Raw genomic sequence first — 20,693 nt, forward strand, 5'->3', positions numbered from 1 at the left:
TCGGTATCGCAATTTGGTCTGCGGCCGCCGTGCCGCACGCTTGGGGCGCTTTGCGCCTGCGAAAGGATCCTTGAATAATATGAAGGCAATCATCCCCGCCGCCGGTCTAGGCACGCGTTTTCTGCCTGGCACTAAGTGCACGCCCAAAGAGATGCTGCCGGTGCTCGACAAGCCGGTTATCCAGTACGTCGTTGAGGAGGCACTCGACCCCGAGGAGGTCGACGACGCCATCATCGTTACCTCTCCCGGTAAGCCCGAGCTGCTGAGCTACTTCCAGCCCGATCGTTCGCTCGAGAACCTGCTGCGCGAGCGCGGCAAGAACGCCTATGCCGATGCCGTCGCCCACGCTGGCGGTATGCCGGTCGATTTCCGTTATCAGTACGAGCCCAAGGGCCTCGGCCATGCCATTCGCTCGGCGGCCGATGCTGTGGCGGGGGAGAACTTCCTGGTTCTTCTGGGCGACTATGTTGTGCCCAACCATGACATTTGCGACAAGATGCTTGCCGTCTCCAAGGAGCATGGCGGCGCTTCGGTTATCGCTGTTGCCGCGTGTGCTCCCGAGGAGGTCAGCCGCTATGGCGTTATCGCCGGCGAGCGCGTGGGCTCCCTCGAGGGCGCTGAGGGCGTTGGCGATGCCGAGCCTGGCGCCGTGTGGCGTATCGGCGGCTTGGTGGAGAAGCCTGCTCCCGAGGCTGCGCCTTCTAACCTTTACATCGTCGGACGCTATCTGCTGAGCCCGCTGGTCATGGAGCTGCTTGCCGACCAGCAGGCCGGCAAGGGCGGCGAGATCCAGCTGACCGACGCTATGGCCCGTTCGCTCGACCGCGAGGCCATGTACGCCGTCGTCATCGATCCTCTGTCGGGCTACGACACCGGCACGCCTTCTGGCTGGATGGCCACCAACGCCCTTATGGCCGCAAGCGATCCTCGCTTTGCCGATGCCTTCTGGGATGCCATCGACGAGCGCGGCGGCTTGATGCGCAAGTAGACAGCGCTTACGGGTGCGGACTTCGGTCTGCACCCGTTTTTTTGCGAACTGCCGCTTAGCTCCGGAAAGTGCGACCCACAATTTGGTCGAATTCTGGGATGCGCTTTCCGGCTGAGGACCCTAGCGGAAAGCGCATCCCAGAATATCGGCTCAGGACGGGATACAGTTTCCCAAACAGGGCTCAATCGGAAACTACGACCTAGTTTGAGGCCTCAAAACGGGACGCAGTTTCCGCCCGATCAGCCTTCGCTGCCATTCCGCCATTCAGCGACGCGCATCAGAAACTCTGTTCACAGAAAATATATGAACATATGTTCGATATACACATATCTACCTGCGCATTTTCTGTCGAAAAACTTTGCTACTCCAAAAACTCAATCGCGTCAAGGCTTTTCTTGCCCAACGGTCGGTACCTGATAAACTATTAGGTTGCGATAACTGGCGAAGCTATGCCTCGCCAACCCACCGAGCATTTCCGTGAAGGAGGAAAAACCTGGTGACCTACGCATACACTGCCACTGAGCGCAAGCGCGTCAGCTTCGGGAAAATCCCGGAGGCCATGGAGCTCCCCAACCTTATCTCTGTTCAAAGGGAATCCTTTGAGCGTTTTAAGGACGAGGGCCTTCGTGAGGCGTTTAAGGAATCCAGCCCCATCCAGAGCCAGAACCATGTTCTCGAGGTTACCTTCGGCGAGCATCAGTTTGGCGACCCCGCGCACACCGTCGAGGAGTGCCGCGAGAAGGATATGACCTATCAGGCTCCGCTTCTGACCGACGTCCGTCTCACCAACAAGGAGACTGGCGAGATCAAGGAGCAGCTCGTCTTTATGGGCGACTTCCCCATGATGACCGATCAGGGCACCTTCATCATCAACGGTACCGAGCGTATCGTCGTCTCGCAGCTCGTCCGTTCCCCGGGCGTGTACTTCAGCTCCGAGATGGATTCGGGCAAGCAGATCTACAAGGCTCAGATCATCCCGTCCCGCGGTGCCTGGCTTGAGTTTGAGGTCGACAAACGCGACCAGCTCATGGTCTCCATCGACCGTAAGCGCAAGCAGAGCGCCACGATGTTCCTGCGCGCCCTTGGCATCGCCGTCACCAACGACGACATCATCGAGCTGCTCGGCAACTCCGATGTGATCAAGCGCACCCTCGAGCGCGATACCGCCCTCACCCGCGAGGATGCTCTTATCGAGATCTACCGTCGTCTGCGCCCGGGCGAGCCCCCCACCGTGGATGCTTCCCGCAGCCTGCTCGAGGGCCTGCTCTTCAACCCGCAGCGCTACGACCTGGCCCGCGTCGGTCGCTACAAGGTCAACAAGAAGCTCAACCTCACTACCGAGGAAGAGGTCACGGTGCTCACCGACGAGGATATCGTCGCTACGCTGCGCTACCTTCTGTCCCTCGCTGCCGGCGAGCAGGGCTTCAAGGTTGACGACATCGACCACTTTGGCAACCGCCGTATCCGCACCGTCGGCGAGCTCGTCGCCAACCAGTTCCGTATCGGCATGAGCCGTATGGAGCGCGTCGTCCGTGAGCGCATGAGCTCCCAGGACATCGACGAGATTACCCCGCAGTCGCTCATCAACATCCGCCCGATCGTGGCCTCCATCAAGGAGTTCTTCGGTTCCTCGCAGCTCTCGCAGTTCATGGACCAGGCGAACCCCCTGACCGGTCTGACCCACAAGCGCCGTCTGTCCGCACTCGGCCCTGGCGGTCTTGCCGGCCACAAGTCGGGCTCCAGCCGCCGCACCAACGTGCCGACGGCCGTCCGCGACGTTCACAATTCGCACTACAGCCGCATGTGCCCGATCGAGACCCCCGAAGGCCCCAACATCGGCCTGATCGGCTCGCTTGCCCTCTACGCCCGCGTCAACGAGTATGGCTTCATCGAGGCCCCGTTCCGCCGCGTCGAGAACGGCGTTGCCACCGACCAGATCGACTGGATGACCGCTGACGAGGAGGAGAAGCACGTTATCGCGCCGGCCAACACGCCGCTCGATCCCAAGACCAACGAGTTCATCACGACCGATGCCGAGGGCAAGATCGTCCGTCCGCATTCCGTGATCGCCCGTACCCGCGACTTCGACGGCTCCTTCGGCGCTCCCGCCGACGTGCCCGTCGAGGACGTCGACTACATGGACGTCTCGCCGCGCCAGATGCTCTCCGTCGCAGCCACGCTGATCCCGTTCCTCGAGCACGACGACGCTAAGCGTACGCTCATGGGCGCCAACATGCAGCGTCAGGCTGTGCCGCTGGTTCACCCCGCCGCTCCCTATGTCGGTACCGGCATGGAGCGTCGCGCCGCCCTGGACTCTGGCGAGGTCACCCTGGCCAAGAACGCCGGCGAGGTCATCTTTGCCGATGCCTCCAAGATTATCGTCAAGCATGCCGGCGGCATGGACGAGTATCACCTGGCCAAGTACCAGCGCTCCAACCAGTCCACCTGCATCAACCACCGCCCGCTCGTGCGCGTCGGCGACACCGTTGAGCAGGGTGAGCCTCTGGCCGACGGTCCTTCGACCGATCACGGCGAGCTCGCACTGGGCCAGAACCTCACCGTGGCCTACATGCCGTGGGAAGGCTTCAACTACGAGGACGGTATCGTCGTGTCCGAGCGCCTGGTGGCCGAGGACCTGCTGACGACCATCAACATCACCCGTCACGAGATCGACGCCCGCGATACCAAGCTCGGCCCCGAGGAGATCACTCGCGAGATCCCGAACCTCTCCGAGGACATGCTTGCCAACCTCGACGAGGACGGCATCATCCGCATCGGCGCTGAGGTCGGCCCTGGCGACATCCTGGTCGGCAAGGTTACCCCTAAGGGCGAGAGCGCTCTGACTGCCGAGGAGCGCCTGCTGCGCGCCATCTTCGGTGCCAAGGCTCACGACGTTCGCGACACTTCCCTTAAGATGCCTCACGGCGCTTACGGCCGCGTCATCGACGTCGTCCGCTTTAGCCGCGAGAACGGCGACGACCTGGCCCCCGGCGTCAACGAGCAGGTGCGCGTCTACGTCGCCCAGCGCCGTAAGATCCAGCAGGGCGATAAGATTGCCGGCCGCCACGGTAACAAGGGTGTTATCTGTAACGTTCTGCCGGTCGAGGACATGCCCTACATGGCTGACGGTACCCCGATCGACGTTATCCTCAACCCGCTGGGCGTTCCTTCGCGTATGAACGTCGGCCAGCTGCTCGAGTGCCACCTTGGCTGGGCTGCTGCCTGCGGTTGGGATACCGAGGATGCCGATTCCGACAAGTACGTCCCCGGTCCGTTCTTTACCGCGACGCCCGTCTTCGACGGCGCCAAGGAGGACGAGATCGCCGAGGTCATCCGTCGTGCCAACAAGAATATGCTCAACAAGGCCACCGCTGCCTTTGGCGATCACATGCGCCCCGAGTTTGTCACCCAGCTTGACGAGCGCGGAAAGACCCGCCTGTTTGACGGCCGTACCGGCGAGGAGTTCCGCGAGCCCATTACCGTGGGTACGTCCTACATCCTCAAGCTCGGTCACATGGTCGACGACAAGATCCACGCCCGTTCGACTGGCCCTTACAGCTTGGTTACCCAGCAGCCGCTGGGCGGCAAGGCCCAGTTCGGCGGCCAGCGCTTCGGCGAGATGGAAGTTTGGGCACTGTACGCATACGGTGCTTCCAACGTCCTGCAGGAGATCCTGACCGTCAAGTCCGACGATACCGTGGGCCGCGTCAAGACCTACGAGTCCATCGTCAAGGGCGAGAACGTCCCGGTTCCGGGTATCCCCGAGTCCTTCAAGGTTCTCGTCAAGGAGATCCGTTCCCTCGCACTGGACATCGAGCCCATGCGCGATGCCGACGAGGACGCCTCCGCCCCCGTGACCGCCGAGGAGACCTCTGCCCTCGATGACCTGGCTGCGCTCGCCGGCGTTGACGCCGACGTCGAGGCCCAGGATGCCGAGACCGCCGAGGCACCCGAGGCTGTCGCCGCCACGACCACTGATAAGGAGTAGTTGACTGTGGCAGATTTCGAAGCTACTGAATTTGACTCGGTAAAGATCTCCCTTGCCTCCGCCGACCAGATCCGTTCCTGGTCGCACGGTGAGGTCAAGAAGCCGGAGACCATCAATTACCGTACCCTCAAGCCCGAGAAGGACGGCCTGTTCTGCGAGAAGATCTTCGGTCCCGCCAAGGACTGGGAGTGCTCCTGCGGCAAGTACAAGGGCATCCGCTTTAAGGGCATCGTCTGCGAGCGCTGCGGCGTCGAGGTCACCTCGGCCAAGGTGCGTCGCGACCGCATGGGCCATATCGAGCTCGCCGCTCCCGTGTCCCACATCTGGTACTTCAAGAGCCCCACGAGCTTCCCGATGAGCCGTATGCTCGACATCAAGTCCAAGGACCTCGAGAAGGTTCTGTACTTTGCCAGCTACATCATCACCGAGGTCGACTACGAGGCTCGCGAGGCCGACGCTGACGATCTGCGTGAGGAGCTCGCCGCCGATCTGGAAGAGATCGATGCCGAGTGCGCCCGCCAGATCGAGTCCCTCAAGGAGCAGGGCAACCCCGAGAACTTTGACGAGTTCTCCGACGAGGAGCCGCTGACCCCCGAGGAGATCGCCTCCGGCATCGTCGACATCGAGGAAGAGTGCAAGGACGAGAAGCAGCTCCGCACGGACGCCTTCAACGCCTTCATGAAGCTCACCGAGCGCGACCTCATCTCCGATGAGCCGCTGTTCCGCGAGATGACCCGTTACTACTCCATGTACTTCAAGGGTGGCATGGGTGCCGAGGCCGTCCGCGACCTGCTCGCTGCCATCGACCTCCCCTCCGAGGCCGAGAAGCTCAAGGCCATCATCGCCGACGAGGACTCCCAGAAGCAGAAGCGCGAGAAGGCCGTCAAGCGCCTCGAGGTCGTTGACGCCTTCCTGAAGGGCGGCAACAGCCCCGCGAACATGATTCTGGATGTCATCCCGGTCATTCCGCCCGATCTGCGCCCGATGGTCCAGCTCGACGGCGGCCGCTTCGCCGCGTCCGACCTCAACGACCTGTATCGTCGCGTGATCAACCGTAACAACCGACTCAAGCGCCTGCTCGACCTGGACGCCCCTGCGATCATCGTGAACAACGAGAAGCGCATGCTCCAGGAGTCCGTGGACGCCCTGTTCGACAACGGCCGCCGTGGGCGCCCGGTCTCTGGCCGTGGTGGTCGCCCGCTCAAGTCGCTCGCCGAGGCCCTCAAGGGCAAGCAGGGTCGTTTCCGCCAGAACCTGCTGGGCAAGCGTGTCGACTACTCTGGCCGTTCGGTTATCGTTACCGACCCCAAGCTGCTGCTGCACCAGTGCGGTCTGCCCAAGACCATGGCGCTGGAGCTCTTCAAGCCCTTCGTCATGAAGCGCCTGGTCGAGCTTGGCAAGGTCGAGAACATCAAGGGCGCCAAGCGCGCTATCGACCGCGGTGCCACCTTTGTGTGGGACATCCTCGAAGAGGTCATCGACGGCCGTGTCGTGCTGCTCAACCGTGCACCGACCCTGCACCGTCTGTCCATCCAGGCCTTTGAGCCGGTGCTGGTCGAGGGCAAGGCTATCCACCTGCACCCGCTGGTCTGCGCGCCCTTCAACGCCGACTTCGACGGCGACCAGATGTCTGTCCACGTGCCGCTGTCCAGCCAGGCTCAGGCCGAGGCCCGCGTGCTCATGCTCTCTGCGAACAACCTGCGCTCGCCGGCATCCGGCAAGCCGGTCAACATCCCCTCGCAGGACATGATCATTGGTGTGTACTACCTGACCCAGGTCCGCGACGGTCTGCCGGGCGAGAACCACGTGTTCTCGAGCTTCGACGACGCGTTGCACGCCTATGACTGCCGCTCCGAGGTCGATATGCAGGCCAAGATTCAGGTCCGCGTGTCCGCCGAGAACGCCAACGTCATCAACGAGGACGGCACCCGTATCTTCCGCGTCAAGAACGGCAAGAACGAGTTCGTCGACTACGATGTCACCGGTAACAAGACCGCACGCTTCGAGACTTCTATCGGCCGCATCATCTTCAACCGCCAGTGCCTGCCCGAAGACTACGAGTTCATGAACTACAAGATGGTCAAGGGCGATGTGGCCAAGCTGGTTGCCGACTGCTGCGATCGTTACCCCGAGGCCAAGGTAGGCCCGATCCTCGACTCTATCAAGTACTCCGGCTTCCACTACGCTACCCGCGCCGGCCTCACCATCTCGGTGTGGGACGCTCTCATCCCTGCCGAGAAGCAGGAGCTGCTCGACCGCGCCCAGGCCAACGTCGACCAGATCAACGAGTACTTCGAGGAGGGCTTCATCAACGAGACGGAGCGCCACATCGAAGTCGTTAACGAGTGGACCGCTTGTACCGATAAGGTCGCAGCGCTCATGCTCGACATGTTCGACGAGGAGAACCCGCTGTACATGATGGCCGACTCCGGCGCCCGTGGTTCTAAGACCCAGCTGCGTCAGCTCGGCGGCATGCGTGGCCTGATGGCAGATATGTCCGGCGAGACGATCGACCTTCCCATTAAGGCGAACTTCCGCGAGGGCCTGCTGCCGCTCGAGTACTTCATTTCGACCTACGGCGCCCGTAAGGGCCTGGTCGATACCGCATCCCACACCTCGGACTCTGGCTACCTGACCCGTCGTCTGGTCGACGTGGCCCAGGACGTCATCGTCCGCGAGGAGGATTGCGGTACGCACGAGGGCGTCACCTACAACCTCATCATTCCCGGCACCACCGACCTCAACACCGATCTTGTCGGCCGTTGCTTTATTGAGGACGTCGTGGCTCCCGATGGCACCGTGCTCTTTGAGCAGGACGGCTATATCGAGAAGGTCGCCGACATCCAGAAGATGGTCGATGCGGGCCTTAAGAAGGTCAAGCTTCGCGCGCTGCTCACCTGCCGCTCCAAGTACGGCGTGTGCCAGAAGTGCTACGGCTGGGATCTTTCCACCCGTCGTCCGGTCGCCATCGGTACCGCAGTCGGCATTATTGCCGCCCAGTCCATCGGCGAGCCCGGTACGCAGCTTACGATGCGTACCATTCACTCCGGCGGCGTCGCTGGCGTCGACGATATTACGCAGGGTCTGCCTACGGTCAGCCGTATGTTCGATATCGTCGGCAACGTCAACGAGAAGATCCTGGGTCGCGAGGCCGAGCTGGCTCCGTACTCCGGCCACCTCTCGATTAAGCCCGAGAAGTCCGAGTACGTGCTGACGCTCACCGACTCCGAGGATCACACCCGTGTCCTCGACGAGCGTCGCGTCCCCGCTTCGGTGCGCTTTATGCCCGAGATCGAGGACGGCTGCGAGGTTCGCGCCGGCGACCAGATCACCAAGGGCTTCGTCAACTTCCGCAACCTGCGCAAGCTGACCGACATCGAGTCGACGATGCACACCTTCGTCGAGAGCGTCAAGGACGTCTACACCAGCCAGGGCGTCGACCTGAACGACAAGCACATCGAGGTGCTCGCACGTCAGATGCTGCGTCGCGTTCAGATTACCAACCCCGGCGACTCCAAGTACCTGCTTGGTCAGTACGTCGACCGCTACGAGTTCGCCGACGAGGTCGAGCGCGTTGCCCGTCTGGGCGGTCAGGCTCCCGTGGCTGAGCCCGTCATCTTGGGTACGCTCAAGGTTGCGTCCAACATCGACTCCTGGCTGTCGAGCGCTTCGTTCATCCGTACCGCCGGCGTCCTTACCGAGGCTGCTATTGAGGGCAAGGTCGACCACCTGCTCGACCTTAAGTCCAACGTCATCGTCGGTAAGAAGATCCCGGCTGGTACCGGCCTCAAGCCGTACGCTAACGCCAAGCTGACGTATCGCACGGCCGACGGCTACGTGGACATCGATGGTCCGGCTTCGCCCAACGCCAAGTCGCTGCCCGAGTGGGCTCCCGTGGAGCTCAAGGACCTGGACGAGCGGCTCCCACAGCAGCTCGACTGGGCCGGCTACGACGAGTTTGGCGGTGCCGACGGTTCGTTCACCCGCAACGGCCACACCATCTCCGCCGAGAAGGCTCGCCTGTACCTGTTCGACGACCTGGGCGTGTCGCAGCGCTGGACCAACAAGTTCAGTGAGGTCGGCATCGAGACGGTCGGCGACCTGGTTGGCAAGTCCGAGGAGGATCTGCTGCGCATCGATGGCATCGGTGCCAAGGCGATCGAGGAGCTCCGTGACGGCCTCGAGGCCCACGACCTGCTCTACATCCTCGAGAACAACGACGACGTTGCCGACGAGGAAGACCTCTCGCAGCTGCTGCAGATGGTCTTTAGCCCCGACGGTCCGGACGACATCCTGCTGGGCACCTCCGCTCCGACGCATCACGCCGATGCCGACGAGGAGCTCCTGGGCGTCCCGATCGACGACAAGAAGGCTTCCGCCAACGGTGCCATCAACGAGGACATGGCTTCCCTCGACGAGCTGCTCAACCAGCTCGTGGACACCGACGACGCCGAAGAGGCCAAGGACAACGACGGGGAGTAATTTCCCAGTACGTTAACCGCCCTTCCAAAGACCCGTTTCCCAACAGGGAAGCGGGTCTTTTTTGTTGAGGAACGTTGCCCCGACGAGTACGTCGGATTCCCGGGACGGGCGGCCCGGGGGTTAAGTTTGTCGCGAGTTCCGCACGAGCCGGAGGCCACTTAATGTGGCCTCCGTGCGAGCCAGGACTGTAGAGCAGCAAACTTAACCCCCGGGCCGCCCGTCCCGGGAATCCGCCCTCGCGCACAGGAGGGGATTCCTTTTGTGTAGGCTTTGCGGAAATGTGGCTATTTTAGGATACGCCCGGCGGCGTGGTCTGTTGACGACACAGCTAACGGCACGTATCCTATCGAACTGCGTGTTTCGTAGGGGGATGCTGACCCCTCGATTCAAGCCGTTGCACTTTACAGAAAGCTGGAATCATTCGAGAAGGAGTACGCTTTGCCTACTATTAACCAGCTGGTTCGCCAGGGCCGTCGTTCCGCGCCCAAGAAGTCCAAGAACGCTGCTCTGCAGCACAACTCCCAGAAGCGCGGCGTGTGCACCCGCGTCTTCACCACGAGCCCCAAGAAGCCGAACTCGGCTCTTCGTAAGGTTGCCCGTGTTCGCCTCGTCAACGGCATCGAAGTTACTGCTTACATTCCGGGTGAGGGCCACAACCTGCAGGAGCACTCCATCGTGCTCGTCCGCGGCGGTCGTGTTCGTGACCTCCCTGGTGTCCGTTATCACGTCATCCGTGGCGCCTACGATGCTGCTCCGGTCCAGAACCGTATGCAGGCCCGTTCCAAGTACGGTGCTAAGCGCCCCAAGGCCAAATAAGCCAGATAACGTTTTGATACTTTCGCCGTGTGCCGCCTAAGCGCCGCACGGTAGACACTTAAGGAGATTTCACATGCCGCGTCGTGCAGCAGCTAATCGTCGTGAGGTTCAGCCTGACGCCGTTTACAACAACCGCCTGGTGACTCAGCTCATCAACAAGGTCCTTCTTGACGGCAAGAAGGCCACCGCTGAGCGCATCGTTTACACCGCTTTCGAGATCGTTGCCGAGAAGTCCGAGGGTGGCGACGCTCTCGCTACCTTCAAGAAGGCTATGGACAACGTCAAGCCCACGCTCGAGGTTAAGCCCAAGCGTGTCGGTGGCGCTACCTATCAGGTCCCGATGGAGGTCAACTCCCGTCGTTCCACCGCTCTGGGCATCCGCTGGATCGTCAACTTCTCCCGCGCTCGCAAGGAGAAGACCATGGCTGAGCGTCTCGCAAACGAGATTCTGGACGCTTCCAACGGCCTGGGCGCTTCCGTCAAGAAGCGTGAGGACGTCTTCAAGATGGCCGAGGCCAACCGCGCGTTCTCTCACTATCGTTGGTAAGTTAAGGTAAGGAACTAACATGGCTAAGGCTAAGCACAAGCTTTCCGATACCCGTAACATCGGCATCATGGCCCACATCGATGCCGGTAAGACCACCACGACCGAGCGTATTCTTTACTACACCGGTAAGACCCACAAGATCGGTGAGGTCCATGAGGGCGCTGCCACCATGGACTGGATGGTTCAGGAGCAGGAGCGCGGCGTAACCATTACCTCCGCTGCTACCACGTGCTTCTGGAACAAGGACGGTAAGGACTACCGCATCCAGATCATCGACACCCCGGGCCACGTTGACTTCACCGCCGAGGTCGAGCGCTGCCTGCGCGTCCTCGATGGCGCTGTCGCCGTCTTCGACGCCGTTGCCGGCGTCCAGCCCCAGTCTGAGACCGTTTGGCGTCAGGCTTCTACCTTCAACGTTCCCCGCATCGCCTTCATCAACAAGTATGACCGCGTGGGCGCTGACTTCTTCAACGCTATCGAGACCATGAAGGATCGTCTCGACGCCAACGCCGTGGCCGCTCAGGTCCCGATGGGCGCCGAGGACAACTTCTGGGGCGTCATCGACCTGGTCACCATGACTGCATGGGACTTCAAGGCCGACGAGAAGGGCATGACCTACCCCGAGCCGATGGACGAGATCCCGGCTGAGTTCGCCGACATCGCTGCCACCAAGCGCGAGGAGCTCCTTGACGCCGCTGCCAGCTTTGACGACGAGCTCATGGAGAAGATCCTCATGGAGGAGGACTTCACCGTCGAGGAGCTCAAGGCTGCTCTGCGCAAGGGCGTTCTGGCCAACGAGCTCAACCTCGTCTTTGTGGGCTCCGCCTACAAGAACAAGGGCGTTCAGGAGCTGCTCGACGCTGTCGTCGACTACCTGCCCAGCCCGCTCGACGTTGAGGCCGTCACCGGTACCGATCCGGAAACCGGCGAGGAGATTGTGCGTCATCCCTCCTTCGACGAGCCCTTCTCCGGCCTGGTCTTCAAGATCATGACCGACCCGTTCGTCGGTAAGCTCACCTACGTCCGCGTTTACTCCGGTCGCGCCGAGTCCGGCTCCTACGTGGTCAACGCCTCCAACGGTCAGCGCGAGCGCCTCGGCCGCATCCTCGAGATGAACGCCGCCGAGCGTATCGACCGTGACGATGCTTGCGCCGGCGACATCGTCGCCTGCGTTGGCTTCAAGAACTCCACCACCGGTGACACCCTGTGCGCCGAGGGCAAGGAGATCGTCCTCGAGAAGATCGAGTTCGCCAAGCCCGTTATCGACGTTGCCATCGAGCCCAAGACCAAGGCCGAGCAGGACAAGATGTCCCTGGCTCTGACCAAGCTCGCCGAGGAGGACCCGACCTTCACGGTGTCCACCAACCACGAGACCGGCCAGACCATCATCGCCGGCATGGGCGAGCTGCACCTCGAGATCATCGTTGACCGTCTGCTCCGTGAGTTCAAGGTTGACGCTAACGTCGGTAAGCCCCAGGTTGCCTACCGCGAGACCGCTGGTCACGACGTCGAGAGGGCTGAGGGCAAGTTCGTCCGTCAGTCCGGCGGTCGCGGTCAGTACGGCCACGCCGTCATCAAGCTCGAGAAGATGGAGGAGGGCTTCGGCTACGAGTTCGTCAACGCTATCGTCGGCGGCGTCGTGCCCAAGGAGTACATCCCGTCCATCGACAAGGGCATCCAGGAGGCCCTGAACACCGGTGTTATCGCCGGCTTCCCGGTCCTCGACGTTAAGGTCACCCTGTTCGACGGTTCTTACCACGAGGTCGACTCCTCCGAGGCCGCCTTCAAGATCGCCGGTTCCATGGCTATCAAGGACGCCCTCAAGAAGTCCGATCCGCAGCTGCTCGAGCCGATCATGGCTGTCGAGGTCGAGACCCCCGAGCAGTACATGGGCGACGTTATGGGCAACCTCTCCGGTCGCCGCGGCAAGATCGAGGGCATGGAGGATCGCAAGAACACCAAGCTCATCCGTGCCAAGGTGCCGCTGGGCGAGATGTTCGGTTACGCTACCGACCTTCGCTCCCAGACCCAGGGCCGTGCATCCTACACGATGCAGTTCGACTCTTATGAGCCTGCGCCCAAGTCCATCGTGGACGAGGTCATGAGCAAGAACGCCTAAGTTCGAGCTCCCTGTTACGTAATCCGCGAGAACATCTCTCGCACTCTTTGGAGGTTTAAGTTGGCTACCCAGAAGATCCGCATTCGCCTCAAGGGCTATGATCACGAGGTCGTCGATCAGTCCGCGAAGCTCATTGTCGAGACCGCTCAGAAGACCGGCGCTCGCGTTTCCGGTCCTGTTCCCCTGCCCACCGAGCGCAACCTGTACACGGTCATCCGCTCGCCGCACAAGGACAAGGACTCCCGCGAGCAGTTCGAGATGCGCACCCACAAGCGCCTCATCGACATCCTCGACCCCACCTCGGGCACCGTTGATTCGCTCATGCGTCTCGACCTCCCCGCTGGCGTCGACATCGACATCAAGCTCTAAGCTTTTTGCTCGATAGTGCGATTTGTTAGGCCGCAGCCCTAAGGGTTGCGGCCTTTTTTGTATCGATGGGGTAAAGGGTCTACACTACTGAGCTATTCGACAAACGGGTGTATGAGTAAAACTGTTGGGGGCAGATATAGATGGTCGAGTGGATCGTTCGTCGTGCGCAGGGCGACCGTGCGCGCGTGGGCACGTTGGCGGGCGTGGTGTGTATTCTCGCTAATGTGGCACTATGCGCTGCGAAGGGTGCAATTGGCGTGCTGTCGGGATCGGTTTCGATTGTGGCGGACGCCATGAACAACCTGTCCGATGCCAGCTCAAACATCGTGAGCGTGCTTGGCTTTAAGCTGGCGGGCAAGCCGGCGGACCCCGAGCACCCTTACGGCCATGGCCGCTACGAGTATCTCTCGGGTCTGGTCGTGGCGGCGCTTGTGCTGCTCATCGGCCTCGAACTGGTGAAGTCCTCGTTTGAGCGTATCGTCCACCCCGAACCCGTCGAGTTCTCGCTTGCCCTGGTGGCAGTCTTGGCGCTTTCGATGGTTGTTAAACTGTGGATGGCGGCCCTCAACCAAAAGCTCGGTGACCGTATTGAGTCTGAGACGCTGCATGCGACCGCGCAGGATTCCAAGAACGATGTCCTTGCCACAGGCGCCGTGTTAGCGTGCGCAATTGTTTCGCAGGTGACGCATATCAATCTTGATGCTTGGGTCGGCCTTGCCGTTGGCGCCTATATTGGCTGGAGCGGTTTTGAGCTCATCCAGGATACGGTGAGCCCGCTTTTGGGTCAGGCGCCCGATCCCAAGCTGGTCGAACATATTCGCGGCAAGATCATGAGCTACCCTGGCGTTTTGGGCGTTCATGACCTAATGGTTCACGACTACGGTCCGGGCAGGAAGTTCGCAAGCGCTCACGCCGAGATGGCGGCCGAGGCCAGCCCGCTGGAAAGTCATGACACGCTCGACAATATTGAACAGGCATTTAGGGACGAAGACGACATGATTGTCACGCTTCACTACGATCCCATCGTGACCGATGACCCCAAGGTGGCGAGCATGCGCTTGCGCATTCACGCCATGGCCCAACAGATCGATAGCCGCCTTTCGATTCATGACCTGCGCTGTGTGCCGGGTCCTACGCACACCAACGTGATCTTTGACTGTGTGCGTCCCTCGGATTTGGGCATGGGGGCCGATGAGCTCAAGCACGCGTTGGCCCAGAGGGTCGAATCGGAATATCCCAAGTCGATTGCCAAGATTACGATCGACGATGACTACGTAGGGCATACCCACGAGTAGGTCTGCGCCGGCAAAGCACGTTATACAGAAGGGGAGAATATGAAGAGGCTGTATCTGCTCCGCCACGGCCAGACGGAATTCAACGTCAAAAAGCTCGTCCAGGGTCGCTGTGATTCACCGCTTACCGATTTGGGCCGTCAACAGGCCCAAGCGGCAGCCGAATGGCTCAAAGCCCACGGCGTCGTCCCCGACAAAGTGGTCTCATCGCCTTTAGGCCGAGCCATGGACACGGCAAGTCTCGTCGCATGCGAGATCCTCGGTCCGGATGCTACTGTCGAGCCCTGCGAAGGCATCATCGAGCGCGGCTATGGGACCTTCGAGGAAGGCCCGCACGACGCATTGCCTACCGACGTTTGGGATCCGGGCGAGGATTTGGTCCCCTTCGGAGGAGAAGGAAGCCGCGCGCTGCAAGAACGCATGGTAGACACTCTCACCAATATCATGGGCGCCGAGGGCATCGAAACCCTTCTAGCAGTAAGCCACGGCAGCGCCAGCCGCCAATTCATCAAGGCTGCAGCCCCAGAGGGTTTCGAGCTCCCAGCAAAACTCCCCAACTGCGCCATCATGATCTTCGATTTCGACGATGCGCGAGAAGAGGACGATACGCCCCAATGCAAGTTCACCTTGCAGCAAATTGTGGATCCCCAACAATGTCATTAGCCTGAGCGAGCAAGGTTTAGCAGACATCAACGTGGCGTCTCCCGAGCTTGGCAGAGGGGCGGCGAAATATATTAAGTTTGTCGCGAGTTCCGCACGCAAAGGAAAGCACTTAATGTGCTTTCCGTCTTGCGCAGGACTGTAGAGCAGCAAACTTAATATATTTCGCCGCCCCTCTGCCAAGCCCAGGCGACTTCACGCACTTTACCTGCGTAAACAATGTGAGTGAAATATGAATCTCGATGGATACGCCCGCAGCCGTGTATACTAAACAGCTGTGTGAAACCAGGGGAGTATTCTGGCTGGACAAAATGCCTGCTTAATAGGGTTGTCAGGTAGTCCGGACGCAATACAAGGCTGGGGAGCACGTCGTGTAAGTAGTGGTCCTCTAGGGGCGTACGCTCGGTGGTGTACGCATTGTCCCAAGACCACGCGAGAGTTGGGATCATATCTTGATCAGCATGATTCTCGGCCGCAAGATTGGCATGACCCAGGTTTGGGACGAGAACGACAACGTCGTTCCCGTCACGGTCATCCAGGCTGGCCCCTGCGCTGTCTCGCAGGTTAAAACTCAGGCAACCGACGGCTATGACGCCGTCCAGATCGGTTTCGGCGACATCAAGGCCAAGAACGTGAACAAGCCCATGGCTGGTCACTTCGCCAAGGCCGGCGTCGAGCCTGTCCGCTTCCTTCGTGAGGTCCGCGTCGAGAACGGCGAGGAGCACAAGGTCGGCGAGGTCGTCACCGTCGCTGATTTCGCTGATGTCGAGAAGGTCGACGTCATCGGTACCTCCAAGGGTAAGGGCTTCCAGGGTCGCATCAAGCGCTGGGGTCAGCGCCGCGGTCCTATGACGCATGGTTCTCACTTCCAGCGTCACCCCGGTTCTATCGGTCAGTGCGCCTATCCTGCGCGCGTCCTCAAGGGCGTCAAGATGGCCGGCCACATGGGTAACGAGCGCGTTACCGTCAAGAACCTTTCCGTTGTCCGCATCGATGCCGAGCAGAACCTCATCTTGGTCAAGGGCGCTGTCCCGGGTGCCAAGAATGGTCTCGTCGCCATCCGTATGGCCTAAGGGCCCAGCCCATTTAGCCCAGCGTCATACCAAGGAGAACACTTAAATGGCAAAGTTTGAAGTAAAGAACAGCGAGGGCAAGAAGGTCGCCGAGGCCGAGCTCGCCGCTGAGGTGTACGGCATCGAGCCGAACATCCACGTTATGCACCACATCGTCAAGTGCCAGATGGCCTCTTGGCGTCAGGGCACCCAGTCCGCTAAGGGCCGCTCTGAGGTTTCCGGTGGCGGCAAGAAGCCTTGGCGTCAGAAGGGCACCGGTCGTGCCCGCCAGGGTTCCATCCGTGCTGCCCAGTGGCGTCACGGTGGCGTTGTCTTCGCCCCCAAGCCCCGTTCCTACGCTAAGCGTATGAACAACAAGGAGGTCAAGCTGGCTATGCGCTCTGCGCTGTCCGCCAAGCTGGCCGATGGCGAGCTCGTGCTCGTCGACGACTACGGCTTCGAGAAGCCTTCCACCAAGGCTGCCGTTGCCATGCTCAAGGCTCTTGGCCTTGAGGGCAAGCGTCTGACCATCATCGTTCGCGATGAGGACGTCAACGCCTACCTGTCGTTCCGCAACATTCCCAAGACGTTCATCATCACTGCCGACGAGGCCAACACCTATGATCTCGTCAACAACAACGCTGTGCTGATGCCCGCCGACATCGCCGCTCACTTCGGGGAGGTGCTTGCATAAATGACCGCCCACGAGATCATCATTCGTCCGATCGTGTCCGAGCGTTCCTTCTCCGGCATGGAGCAGAACAAGTACACGTTCGAGGTCGCCAAGGATGCTAACAAGTATCAGATCAAGGACGCTGTCGAGGAGATCTTCGGCGTCAAGGTCGTTCGCGTGAACACCCTGACGGTCAAGCCCAAGACCAAGCGCGTGCGCTATGTCGCCGGCAAGACCCGTTCTTGGAAGAAGGCCATCGTTACGCTGGCCGAGGGCGACACCATCGAGGTCTTTGGCAACCAGGCCTAAGACTCGCTGCTGTTGAGTGAGCTCATGCCTCCCAAATAGGGGAGGCGAGAGCTCAAGGTTTTGGGCGTATAAAATGGACACGCCCGGAACCGTGTATACGTCCGGTGTCATCGCACCCGAGGCAGAACCTCGAATCCCTGTCTGCGATGGCTAACGGATACCTATTGAAAGGGATTGTAATGGCTGTAAAGCACCTTAAGCCGACCTCCGCTGGTAGGCGTTGGCAGACGATCTCCGACTTCTCCGAGATCACCTGCACCAAGCCCGAGAAGTCTCTTCTCGAGCCCCTGCCCAAGAAGGCCGGTCGTAACAACAACGGCCGCATCACCACCCGCCACCAGGGCGGCGGCGTGAAGCGTCGTTACCGCGTGATCGACTTCAAGCGCAACAAGGACGGCGTGCCCGCCAAGGTTGCCACGATCGAGTACGATCCGAACCGTTCCGCTCGCATCGCTCTGCTGCACTATGCTGACGGTGAGAAGCGCTACATCCTGGCCCCCAAGGGCCTCGAGGTCGGTCAGACCGTCATGTCCGGTTCTGACGCCGACATCAAGCCGGGCAACGCTCTGCCCCTCGCCGACATCCCCGTCGGTACGCTCATCCACGCCGTCGAGTTCCAGCCGGGCAAGGGCGCCGCTATCGCCCGTTCCGCCGGTAACTCCTGCCAGCTGATGGGTAAGGAGGGCAAGTACGCCATCGTCCGTATGCCTTCCTCCGAGATGCGCCGCATCCTCGTTACCTGCCGCGCCACCGTCGGTGAGGTCGGCAACGCCGATCACGCCAACATCGTCATCGGCAAGGCCGGCCGTAAGCGTCACATGAACGTGCGCCCGACCGTCCGCGGTACCGTCATGAACCCTGTCGACCACCCGCACGGCGGTGGCGAGGGCAAGAACCACACCTCTGGTCGTCCCTCTGTTACCCCCTGGGGTAAGCCGACGAAGGGCCTTCGTACGCGCAAGAAGAAGAAGGTCTCGAACCAGCACATCATTCGTCGCCGTAAGAAGTAATTTCGGATACCGAGTTTTAGGAGAAAGCACTTATGAGCAGAAGTCTCAAAAAGGGCCCGTTCGTGGAGACTCGCCTTCTCTCGCGTATCACCGCGATGAACGAGGCTGGCAAGAAGGACGTCGTGAAGACCTGGTCCCGCGCGTCCACCATCTTCCCCGAGATGGTTGGTCACACCATCGCCGTCCACGACGGCCGCAAGCATGTGCCCGTGTATGTTACCGAGTCCATGGTTGGTCACAAGCTCGGCGAGTTTGCGCCGACTCGTACGTTCCGTGGCCACAAGGCCAAATAGGGGGTTAACCGTAAATGGCAACTAAGTCTATTGAAACTGAGGCCACCGAGGTTCGCGCCGTCGCTAAGTACGTGCGTGTTTCCCCCAGCAAGGCCCGCCTGGTGGTCGATCTGATCCGCCGCAAGCCTGTCGCTCAGGCCTTCGACATCCTCCACTTCTGCGACCGCGCCGTCGCCGTGGATGTCGAGAAGGTTCTCCGTTCCGCCGTTGCGAACGCCGAGAACAACAACGGTCTGCGTGCCGACAACCTGGTTGTCGCTGCTGCCTATGTTGACGAGGGTCCGACGCTTAAGCGCATCCGTCCCCGCGCCAAGGGTTCCGCTTCCCGCATTCTGAAGCGTACTTCCCACATCACCGTCGTCGTTGCTCCTCGAAAGGAGGCGTAAAGCTGTATGGGTCAGAAAGTCTACCCCACCGGCTTCCGTCTTGGCATCACCGAGAACTGGCGCTCCCGCTGGTTCGCAGAGAAGGATTACGCTAAGACCCTCGGTAACGATCTCGAGATCCGCAAGTACCTCGAGAAGCGTCTCTCCCGCGCAGCTGTCTCCCGCGTCGAGATCGAGCGCGCTGGCGACAAGGTGAAGGTCATCATCTTCACCGCTCGCCCCGGCGTTGTCATCGGTAAGAAGGGTGCCGAGATCGATACCCTCCGCACCGAGCTCGAGAAGGTCGCTGGCGTCTCCAAGGGCCAGCTCTCCGTCGACGTTGTCGAGATCAAGCGCCCCGAGCTCGACGCCAACCTCGTTGCTCAGTCTATCGCTGAGCAGCTCGAGGGCCGCGTTGCCTTCCGTCGCGCCATGCGCAAGGCTGTCCAGTCCGCCCGCAAGGCCGGCGCCAAGGGCATCCGTATCCAGTGCTCCGGTCGTCTCGGCGGTGCCGAGATGGGCCGTCGTGAGTGGTACCGTGAGGGTCGCGTGCCTCTGCACACCCTCCGTGCCAAGATCGACTACGGCACGGCTGTCGCCAGCACCACCATGGGTGCCTGCGGCGTGAAGGTCTGGATCTACCTGGGCGAGAAGCTCCCGGGCCAGCCTGTTCCCAACCCTGCACTCGAGGGCTCTTCCCGTCCTCGTCGTCGTAACTCCGAGAGGAGGGGTCAGTAGTGCTTGCCCCTAAGCGTATTCTTCACCGCAAGGTGCAGCGTGGCTCCATGAAGGGCCAGGCCAAGGGTAATACCGAGCTGCATTTCGGCGAGTTTGGTATCCAGGCTCTCGAGGCCCATTGGATCACCAACCGTCAGATCGAGGCCGCTCGTATTGCCATGACCCGCTACATGAAGCGTGGCGGTCGTGTCTACATCACGATCTTCCCCGATAAGCCCATCACCAAGAAGCCTGCCGAGACTCGCATGGGTTCTGGTAAGGGTAACCCCGAGGAGTGGGTGGCCGTCGTCAAGCCCGGCCGCATCATGTTCGAGGTCAAGGGCGTGCCCGAGGAGGTCGCTCGCGAGGCTCTGCGTCTGGCGCAGCACAAGCTCCCCATCAAGACCAAGATCGTCGCTAAGCCTGCCGCTACAGAGACGGCCGAGGAGGAGAACTAATGAAGCCCGCAGAGATTCGTGAGCTCTCGGACGCTCAGCTCGTTGAGAAGCTGAAGGAAATGCGCGCCGAGCTCTTTAACCTTCGTTTCCAGATGGCCACCAGCCAGCTGGACAACACCGCTCGCGTCAACACCGTGAAGAAGGACATCGCTCGCGTCCTCACGGAGCAGCGCGCCCGCGAGATCGCAGCGGAGAAGTCCGCTGTCGCCGAGTAGGACCTAAGGAGAGAACATGACTGATTCGCGTAACTCGCGTAAGGTCCGTACGGGTGTCGTTACCTCCGTCTCCGGTGCCAAGACCATCGTTGTCACCATCACCGAGCGCAAGCGTCACCCCAAGTACGGCAAGATGATGACCAGCTCCAAGAAGCTGCACGCTCACGACGAGGAGTGCACGGCTGGCGTGGGCGATACCGTCCGCGTTATGGAGACCCGTCCTATGTCCAAGATGAAGCGTTGGCGCCTCATCGAGGTCGTCGAGCGCGCTAAATAAGCAGTCGCTCTTACGACTTGTACGTTTCCGAAGATGTGCGTATGCCTGGCTTGCATACCACGG

Annotated in this window: 19 protein-coding genes; all 19 read left to right on the forward strand. The window is 60.9% G+C overall.

Annotated features, from left to right (window positions below):
- The first annotated feature begins 79 nt into the window (after window positions 1–79).
- The 19 genes from ACTQX9_RS01515 (at window position 80) to rpsQ (ending at window position 20,630) form a co-directional block, all read left to right on the forward strand.
- Window positions 80–988, forward strand: a complete 909-nt coding sequence (locus tag ACTQX9_RS01515) for a UTP--glucose-1-phosphate uridylyltransferase (RefSeq protein WP_368136490.1) — start codon at window positions 80–82, stop codon at window positions 986–988.
- A 559-nt stretch (window positions 989–1,547) separates the two neighbouring features.
- On the forward strand, window positions 1,548–4,976 hold the full coding sequence (gene rpoB, locus ACTQX9_RS01520) for a DNA-directed RNA polymerase subunit beta (protein WP_229770619.1): 3,429 nt from the start codon (window positions 1,548–1,550) through the stop codon (window positions 4,974–4,976).
- A 6-nt stretch (window positions 4,977–4,982) separates the two neighbouring features.
- Entirely contained in the window at window positions 4,983–9,458 is a 4,476-nt protein-coding gene (locus ACTQX9_RS01525) for a DNA-directed RNA polymerase subunit beta' (RefSeq protein WP_441540300.1), read from the forward strand.
- Window positions 9,459–9,896: 438 nt separating this feature from the next.
- Entirely contained in the window at window positions 9,897–10,274 is a 378-nt protein-coding gene (rpsL, locus tag ACTQX9_RS01530) for a 30S ribosomal protein S12 (RefSeq protein WP_154514699.1), read from the forward strand.
- 73 nt (window positions 10,275–10,347) lie between these two features.
- Window positions 10,348–10,821, forward strand: a complete 474-nt coding sequence (gene rpsG, locus ACTQX9_RS01535) for a 30S ribosomal protein S7 (RefSeq protein WP_006235013.1) — start codon at window positions 10,348–10,350, stop codon at window positions 10,819–10,821.
- Window positions 10,822–10,840: 19 nt separating this feature from the next.
- Window positions 10,841–12,940, forward strand: a complete 2,100-nt coding sequence (fusA, locus tag ACTQX9_RS01540) for an elongation factor G (protein WP_154514697.1) — start codon at window positions 10,841–10,843, stop codon at window positions 12,938–12,940.
- Window positions 12,941–13,000: 60 nt separating this feature from the next.
- Window positions 13,001–13,309 (forward strand): 30S ribosomal protein S10, encoded by a 309-nt coding sequence (gene rpsJ / locus ACTQX9_RS01545; protein WP_427717612.1) that lies wholly within the window; start codon window positions 13,001–13,003, stop codon window positions 13,307–13,309.
- Window positions 13,310–13,449: 140 nt separating this feature from the next.
- A complete protein-coding gene (locus ACTQX9_RS01550; RefSeq protein WP_441540301.1) occupies window positions 13,450–14,604 on the forward strand; it encodes a cation diffusion facilitator family transporter in 1,155 nt (384 codons plus the stop codon).
- A 39-nt stretch (window positions 14,605–14,643) separates the two neighbouring features.
- Window positions 14,644–15,264: a histidine phosphatase family protein gene (locus ACTQX9_RS01555; RefSeq protein ID WP_441540302.1), complete on the forward strand. Its 621-nt coding sequence runs from the start codon at window positions 14,644–14,646 to the stop codon at window positions 15,262–15,264.
- Between the two features lie 449 nt (window positions 15,265–15,713).
- Window positions 15,714–16,334 (forward strand): 50S ribosomal protein L3, encoded by a 621-nt coding sequence (gene rplC, locus ACTQX9_RS01560; RefSeq protein WP_089572481.1) that lies wholly within the window; start codon window positions 15,714–15,716, stop codon window positions 16,332–16,334.
- Between the two features lie 46 nt (window positions 16,335–16,380).
- Window positions 16,381–17,007 carry a 50S ribosomal protein L4 gene (gene rplD / locus ACTQX9_RS01565; protein WP_006235032.1) on the forward strand — a complete coding sequence of 209 codons (627 nt, stop codon included), beginning with the start codon at window positions 16,381–16,383 and terminating at the stop codon, window positions 17,005–17,007.
- On the forward strand, window positions 17,008–17,295 hold the full coding sequence (gene rplW, locus ACTQX9_RS01570) for a 50S ribosomal protein L23 (protein WP_006235033.1): 288 nt from the start codon (window positions 17,008–17,010) through the stop codon (window positions 17,293–17,295).
- A gap of 179 nt (window positions 17,296–17,474) precedes the next feature.
- A complete protein-coding gene (gene rplB / locus ACTQX9_RS01575) occupies window positions 17,475–18,305 on the forward strand; it encodes a 50S ribosomal protein L2 (RefSeq protein WP_117583062.1) in 831 nt (276 codons plus the stop codon).
- Window positions 18,306–18,337: 32 nt separating this feature from the next.
- Complete coding sequence (gene rpsS, locus ACTQX9_RS01580; protein WP_006235035.1) at window positions 18,338–18,598, forward strand: 30S ribosomal protein S19; 261 nt, start codon at window positions 18,338–18,340, stop codon at window positions 18,596–18,598.
- 14 nt (window positions 18,599–18,612) lie between these two features.
- Window positions 18,613–18,984 carry a 50S ribosomal protein L22 gene (rplV, locus tag ACTQX9_RS01585; protein WP_006235036.1) on the forward strand — a complete coding sequence of 124 codons (372 nt, stop codon included), beginning with the start codon at window positions 18,613–18,615 and terminating at the stop codon, window positions 18,982–18,984.
- 6 nt (window positions 18,985–18,990) lie between these two features.
- On the forward strand, window positions 18,991–19,701 hold the full coding sequence (gene rpsC / locus ACTQX9_RS01590) for a 30S ribosomal protein S3 (protein WP_154514689.1): 711 nt from the start codon (window positions 18,991–18,993) through the stop codon (window positions 19,699–19,701).
- Window positions 19,701–20,138, forward strand: a complete 438-nt coding sequence (gene rplP, locus ACTQX9_RS01595) for a 50S ribosomal protein L16 (protein ID WP_370450531.1) — start codon at window positions 19,701–19,703, stop codon at window positions 20,136–20,138. Before rpsC ends, rplP begins: the two co-directional genes overlap by 1 nt.
- Window positions 20,138–20,353 carry a 50S ribosomal protein L29 gene (rpmC, locus tag ACTQX9_RS01600; protein ID WP_006235039.1) on the forward strand — a complete coding sequence of 72 codons (216 nt, stop codon included), beginning with the start codon at window positions 20,138–20,140 and terminating at the stop codon, window positions 20,351–20,353. The genes rplP and rpmC overlap by 1 nt, the downstream gene beginning before the upstream one ends.
- Before the next feature lie 16 nt (window positions 20,354–20,369).
- Window positions 20,370–20,630 (forward strand): 30S ribosomal protein S17, encoded by a 261-nt coding sequence (gene rpsQ, locus ACTQX9_RS01605; RefSeq protein WP_006235040.1) that lies wholly within the window; start codon window positions 20,370–20,372, stop codon window positions 20,628–20,630.
- Window positions 20,631–20,693: the final 63 nt, after the last annotated feature.

The organism is Collinsella sp. LCP19S3_F2, from assembly GCF_052121015.1.
GTDB lineage: Bacteria > Actinomycetota > Coriobacteriia > Coriobacteriales > Coriobacteriaceae > Collinsella.

Excerpts from the sequence above, each read along its gene's own strand:
- rpmC (WP_006235039.1), top strand. The coding sequence starts at position 20,138 with ATGAAGCCCGCAGAGATTCGTGAGCTCTCGGACGCTCAGCTCGTTGAG.
- rplB (WP_117583062.1), top strand. The coding sequence starts at position 17,475 with ATGGCTGTAAAGCACCTTAAGCCGACCTCCGCTGGTAGGCGTTGGCAG.
- ACTQX9_RS01555 (WP_441540302.1), top strand. The coding sequence starts at position 14,644 with ATGAAGAGGCTGTATCTGCTCCGCCACGGCCAGACGGAATTCAACGTC.
- ACTQX9_RS01515 (WP_368136490.1), top strand. The coding sequence starts at position 80 with ATGAAGGCAATCATCCCCGCCGCCGGTCTAGGCACGCGTTTTCTGCCT.
- rpsC (WP_154514689.1), top strand. The coding sequence starts at position 18,991 with ATGGGTCAGAAAGTCTACCCCACCGGCTTCCGTCTTGGCATCACCGAG.
- rplW (WP_006235033.1), top strand. The coding sequence starts at position 17,008 with ATGACCGCCCACGAGATCATCATTCGTCCGATCGTGTCCGAGCGTTCC.
- rpsG (WP_006235013.1), top strand. The coding sequence starts at position 10,348 with ATGCCGCGTCGTGCAGCAGCTAATCGTCGTGAGGTTCAGCCTGACGCC.
- rpsQ (WP_006235040.1), top strand. The coding sequence starts at position 20,370 with ATGACTGATTCGCGTAACTCGCGTAAGGTCCGTACGGGTGTCGTTACC.
- ACTQX9_RS01550 (WP_441540301.1), top strand. The coding sequence starts at position 13,450 with ATGGTCGAGTGGATCGTTCGTCGTGCGCAGGGCGACCGTGCGCGCGTG.
- fusA (WP_154514697.1), top strand. The coding sequence starts at position 10,841 with ATGGCTAAGGCTAAGCACAAGCTTTCCGATACCCGTAACATCGGCATC.
- rpoB (WP_229770619.1), top strand. The coding sequence starts at position 1,548 with ATGGAGCTCCCCAACCTTATCTCTGTTCAAAGGGAATCCTTTGAGCGT.
- rpsS (WP_006235035.1), top strand. The coding sequence starts at position 18,338 with ATGAGCAGAAGTCTCAAAAAGGGCCCGTTCGTGGAGACTCGCCTTCTC.
- rplD (WP_006235032.1), top strand. The coding sequence starts at position 16,381 with ATGGCAAAGTTTGAAGTAAAGAACAGCGAGGGCAAGAAGGTCGCCGAG.
- rplV (WP_006235036.1), top strand. The coding sequence starts at position 18,613 with ATGGCAACTAAGTCTATTGAAACTGAGGCCACCGAGGTTCGCGCCGTC.